Here is a 5534-nt window from a genome sequence, read left to right as displayed (position 1 = left end):
GTCGGCGATGAGTTTAGGGGCCAGCGGGGCGGCGGTGCGTATCTGCGTCGACACGCGCGCCGTCGGCCACCGAGCGGAGCTCGTGCTCGTGCGGGCGGCGCGCGCCGCGGCAGCGCTCGCCGGGAGACCGGAGGTCACCGTGCACGATCTCGCCGCCGTCGCTGTGGCGGCGCTGCAGCACCGCACACCGCGCACCGCGCTCGAACCCGTGTCGACCGCCGCGTCACGGGTACGGGTTGCCGCATCCGCGGTGCTCGGGCGACGTGTCGCCTGAGGGCGGGCGGTCGCGGACCGCCGACGCCGCCCGCCTCCGCCTCGAGCTGGAGGGGGAATCGCCGTTGCCCCGCACCGTTCGCGCGGTGCTCGACGCGTGGACCGGGGGTGCCCCGTTCGGCCTCGCGCTCACCGGGGACGCGCACCGGGTCGAGCACGTCTTCCGTCGCCTCCGTCCGTATGCCGGATGGGTCTGGCGCAACGCGGATGCCGGCGAGCCCCCGCCGCGGATCGTGCGTGCGCTCGCCCTCTGCCCCGATGCGGCGGCCCTGCCGCCCGCGGTGCGGCGCCTCTGCACGGTCGTCGTCGACGTCGGCATCGAACGCGCGTCCGGGCGGCGACCCGCCGGCGAGACCGAGGAACACCTGTGGCGCCGCGTCGTGTCCGTGCTCTCGGCCCACGGCGTGCGCGACGGCGCCATCGACGTCGCGGCCTGCGCCCTGGCATCCGCCCTCGTCGATGCCGACGTCGACGGCGACCCTGTCGCACTCGTGCGCGCATGGATCGCGCTCGCGCACGGACGCGAACGGCAAGGGATCGAGCGGGGTGAGTCGGACGGGACGCGTCCCGCGGACGAAGACACGACGGACGGATCGGATGCCGAGAACCCCGACGACGCGGGCGACGCGAGCGCGGCTGCGGCCGACGGCCCGCCGGCGGGCGACGACGGATCGGGCGACGAGGGCGAAGCTGCCGCGGAGGACGGCGGTCCCGACGGGGCCGGGGACGTGGTGCCGCGAGAGGAATCGGTGCCCCCGAGGGGCATGTCCGATGCCGATGGTGCGTCCGGCGACGACCCTGTCGGTGCACCGGCCACGGGCGACCTCGCCGGCGCGCACGCCGAGACCGCCGGCGAGGCGGACGGGGGCGCGCCCGACGCCGCTTCGGGCGCCGCTGCGCCGGAGCCCTCGCCCGAGCGGCAGTTCCCGTCCGCCGCGGAGCGGGGTGACGCCTGTTCCCCCGATGCGGGTGCGCCCGAGGCCGGCATCGCCGCCGACATCGACTCCGACCGGGCCCCGTCGGCCCGCGCGGCCGCCCTGCTCGGGCCGGAGGTGTTCGATGCCCGCGACCGCGCGCGTGTGCGCACCGGTCGTCGGGCGCCCCGGGGAGCGACCCGCGCGGGGACCGGGCGGGGCCGGCCCGGGCGCATCGTCGCGCCCGAGCGTGCAGACGGGCGCATCGCGATACTCCCCACCGTGCACGCCGCCCTGCGGCGGCACGCGGCGTCGGCGACGCCCGGACCCCTCGTCATCACCCGCGACGATGTGCGCGGACGCCTTCGGGCCGAGCCGACGGCAGCGCACACCGTCGTCGTGATCGACGGCTCGTCGTCGATGGGCGCGGCCGGGGCCGCGCACGCGCGTCGCGTCGCCGATGTCGCCCTCGCCCACGTCTACCGTGATCGGGGCGATGTGAGCGTCGTGCTCGCGGCCGGTTCGGACGCGTCGCTCGTGCAGGCGCGCACGCCGCGCATCTCGCGCGCTCGTGCGGCCCTCCAGCGCGCGAGCGCGGAGGGCGGCGGGGGGACACCCCTCGCCGATTCCGTCCGCCGAGCACTCGACGAGTTCGGCGACGCCGCGCGCGAACGGTGCCGCCTCGTGATCGTCAGCGACGGACAGGGCACCGTCGACCTGGAGGGCCGCGCCGACCCTCGGACGGCGGCGCGCGACCTCCGCGTTCAGCTCGACCGGGCGTCGGCGCGCGCGGCGCGCGTCGTCTTCGTTCCGCTCGACCCGCGCGGCTACACCCCTCTCGAGCGCACGCTCGCGCCGTTCCGCGCCGCGGGTGCGGTGGTGGTCTCCGACTGAGGCGTCGGGGTCACGGCATCCGTCGATCCGGCGTGCGCGACGGATGCCGACACGCTCGCCCCGCGATGTCGTGCCTCACGCGCCGACGGCCGCCCGCCGCTTCGCCCTCCGAGCGAGGACGAGGTCGATCCCGACGCCGATCCCCACCGCCACGACGATCGAGACGATCACCGCGACCACAGGCCCGCCCGGGACGACCGCCGCGACCACCGCGCCGATGACCGCCTGGTAGGCCGCCCACGCCAGGGCCGCCAGCGCCGCCACGCCGAGGTAGCGCACCGGATTCACCCGGGCCGCTCCCGCCGCGAGGTTCACCGCGAGTCGGGCGAACGGCACGAACCGGGCCGTGAACAACACCACCGCCGCATTGCGCTCCAGCCGGGCCCTCGCCCAGTCGAGTGCGCTCCGCACGCGCGGCCCGCGCATCCACGCCCAGCGCTCGACGCCGACCGTGCGCCCCACGAGGTAGCAGCCGGCGTCACCGGCGAAGGCGGCTGCGCCCGCGACGACGATGACACCCGCCAACGGCGGCGTCCCGTGCGACACCGCGAGAGCGCCGAACGCGGTGACAGCGGCTTCCCCGGGAATCACCACGAGGAAGGCGTCGGCGAACACGAGCGCCGCCATCCCGAGCAACGCCCAGGGGCTCGCCGCGATCGTCTGCAGCCAGGTGTCGATCCCGTCCATTCGGTCACTCTCCGCCGTCGATCCAGACGCCCCGCCCACGTGGCGGTGACGCCCAGCGGAGCATCCGGTGAACATCGCGAACATCGGCCCCTCGGAGTCCCCGCGACCCGCCGTCGCCCTCCACCCTGGTGTCGTGAGAGTCGCGCTGCTGGCCGAGTCCTTCCTTCCGCACATGAACGGGGTCACCGGTTCCGTTCTGCACGTGTTGCGCCATCTCGCCGAGGCGGGGCACGAGACCTTGGTGATCGCTCCGAAGTCCGGCGACGTGACCGCCGACCTCCACGGCGCCCGGACCGAGCTCCTCCGTTCCGTCCCGCTGCCGTCCTACCCCGAAGTCCGCGTGGTGTTCGCCCGCGCGGCACGCCTGGGGGCGCTGCTGCGCGACTTCGACCCCGACGTCGTGCACCTGGCATCCCCCTTCGTACTCGGCTGGCAGGGGCTCGCCGCCGCCGACGCCCTGCGCATCCCCACGGTCGCCGTCTATCAGACCGACGTCGTCGCCTACGCCCAGAAGTACGGCCTTCCCCACGCCACGGCTCTCGTCGAGGGGCACGTCGCGCGGCTTCACCGCCGGGCGACCCTCACCCTCGCTCCCTCGTCGGCCTCGATGCGTCAGCTCGAGACCCTCGGCGTCGACCGTCTGCGGCGGTGGGGCAGGGGAGTGGATGCCGTGCGCTTCGCGCCCACCCACCGCGACGACGGGTGGCGGTCCGAGGTCGCGCCGAGCGGCGAACGCATCATCGGCTACGTCGGACGCCTCGCCCCCGAGAAGCAGGTCGACGATCTCCGCGCCCTCGCGGGCATGCCGAACACGCGCCTCGTGATCGTCGGCGACGGACCCTCGCGGGTCGCCTTGCAGGCGGCGATTCCGGATGCCGTCTTCACCGGCCACCTCTCCGGAGACACGCTCGCGCGGGTGATGGCCGGTTTCGACGTCTTCGTGCACCCGGGGGAGAGCGAGACGTTCGGCCAGACCATCCAGGAGGCGCTCGCCAGCGGCGTCCCGGTCGTCGCGACGGGGGTCGGCGGTCCGCTCGATCTCGTCCGCTCCAGCGTGGACGGGTGGCTCTACCGGCCGGGCGACCTCGACGACCTGCGTTCGCGGGTGTCCGACCTGGTCGGCGACGAGTCGAAGCGTCAGGCGTTCGCGCGCGCCGCACGGGACGCGGTCGCGGGGCGGACGTGGTCCGCGCTGACTGACGACCTCGTGGGGCACTACCGCGAGGCCCGCGCCCTCCGCGCCATCGACGACAGTCTGCTCGTCCGCGGAGCCCGGCGGCCCGCCGCTCCCGTGGCATCCCGAGCCCGGGGACGATGGACGCGTTTCGTCGCCCTGGGGGACTCGCTCACCGAGGGCCTCTGCGACCAGTCGCGCATGCCCTCGGGGGCGTATCGCGGGTGGGCCGACCGCCTCGCCGAGCTGCTCGCCGGAACGAGCGAGGACGGCCCGTTCCGATACGCCAACCTCGCGGTGCGCAGTCGGCGGGTGCGCCACCTCATCGACGAGCAGGTTCCCGCGGCGCTCGAGATGAAGCCGGACCTCGTGTCGATCCTCATCGGTGCGAACGACCTCGTCGGCCCGCACCCGGTGATTCCCGCGATCGTCGCCGAGGTCGAGTCCGCGGTGCGCGCCGTGCGCCGGACGGGTGCCGATGTGCTGCTCGTCACGACGTTCCTGCCGCACCGCGCCGCCGCGCGCCTGTTCGCCCGTCGTTTCTCGGCGTACAACGTCGAGCTGCGCCGTATCGCGGCCGAGCAGGGAGCGATCCTGCTCGACCTCGAAGCCGTGGCAGAGCTCGGAGAACTTCCGCTGTGGGCCGATGATCTCGTCCACCTGCGTTCGGGGGGACACCGTCTGGTTGCCTATCGTGCGGCAGAGGCGCTCGGCGTGCCCGACGCGGCCGCACTGCTGGGCCTCGACGAGGCATTGCACGCCGATGACGAGCCGGCGCGCGGAGGCTGGATCACCCGCGACGCGCTCCCGTGGGTGTGGCGGCGGGTTCGCGGACGCACGGCGGGCGATGGCCTGTCGGCGAAGCACTCGGGGTACGTCGAATTGCCGACCCGCGGCGACTGGGAGCGCGCGCGGACGTCGTAGCAGGTCCCGGTCCCAGCCACCGCGCCGCGGTCGGCGCTCGCCCGTCCCTGAGCGTGTCGAAGGGGCCGGGAGGAGGCCGCGGTCAGTACCAGCCGGTCTGTTCGGAGTGCCCCCACGCCCCGCACGGCGAGCCGTATCGCGAGCTGATGTACGACAGTCCCCAGGCGATCTGGGTCGCCGCGTTCGTCCGCCAATCGGGACCCGCGGATGCCATCTTCTCGCCGGGCAGAGCCTGGGGGATGCCGTAGGCGCCGCTCCAGGGGTTCAGGGCGTCCGCGCGCCATCCGGACTCGCGGTTCCAGAGCGAGACCAGGCAGGAGAACTGATCGTCTCCCCAGCCGTACCCGCCGATCGCGCCGCGCGCGTAGTCGCGGGCTTGCCCGGGGCTCATGATCGGGCCGGCGGGTGCCGTCGGCGGGGGAGTGGTGCCGCCGCCGTTGCCGCCGCCGCCGTTGCCGCCGCCGCCGTTGCCGCCACCGCCATTGCCGCCGCCGCCGTTGTTCGAGCCGCCGCCGTTGTCGTTCCCGCTCTGGCCCTTATACACATCTCCGAGCCCACCAGACAGGCCCAAATCTCGTATGCCGTCTTCTTCTTGCAACAAAAACCTTCACCCTCTACTCCAACGTCCGACATCTCCCCAATAACACAACCATCTTATTCCGCCGCAA

Annotated in this window: 4 protein-coding genes and 1 pseudogene; 3 read left to right on the top strand and 2 right to left on the bottom strand. The window is 74.3% G+C overall.

Features of this window, described 5'->3' with window-relative positions; translation table 11 throughout:
• A pseudogene (locus NS220_RS20310) lies at nt 1-274 on the top strand (hypothetical protein); the annotation flags it as partial.
• Between the two features lie 64 nt (nt 275-338).
• Nucleotides 339-2081 carry a VWA domain-containing protein gene (locus NS220_RS19885; protein WP_153004369.1) on the top strand — a complete coding sequence of 581 codons (1743 nt, stop codon included), beginning with the start codon at nt 339-341 and terminating at the stop codon, nt 2079-2081.
• A 75-nt stretch (nt 2082-2156) separates the two neighbouring features.
• Here NS220_RS19885 and NS220_RS18155 read toward each other — a convergent pair whose 3' ends face one another.
• Nucleotides 2157-2768 (bottom strand): DedA family protein, encoded by a 612-nt coding sequence (locus tag NS220_RS18155; protein ID WP_058625381.1) that lies wholly within the window; start codon nt 2766-2768, stop codon nt 2157-2159.
• Nucleotides 2769-2901: 133 nt separating this feature from the next.
• On the opposite strand from NS220_RS18155, the gene NS220_RS18150 reads away from it, so the two are divergent.
• A complete protein-coding gene (locus tag NS220_RS18150) occupies nt 2902-4866 on the top strand; it encodes a glycosyltransferase (RefSeq protein WP_058625384.1) in 1965 nt (654 codons plus the stop codon).
• An 82-nt stretch (nt 4867-4948) separates the two neighbouring features.
• Here the strand turns inward: NS220_RS18150 and NS220_RS20305 are convergent, their stop codons facing one another.
• A complete protein-coding gene (locus NS220_RS20305) occupies nt 4949-5410 on the bottom strand; it encodes a hypothetical protein (RefSeq protein WP_193755416.1) in 462 nt (153 codons plus the stop codon).
• Nucleotides 5411-5534 lie beyond the last annotated feature (124 nt).

Origin of the sequence: Microbacterium testaceum (assembly GCF_001476655.1) — a bacterium.
Classification (GTDB): Bacteria; Actinomycetota; Actinomycetes; order Actinomycetales; family Microbacteriaceae; genus Microbacterium; species Microbacterium testaceum_C.
The sequence above is the reverse complement of the archived record's forward strand: the minus strand, read 5'-3'. Positions and strand labels throughout refer to the sequence as shown.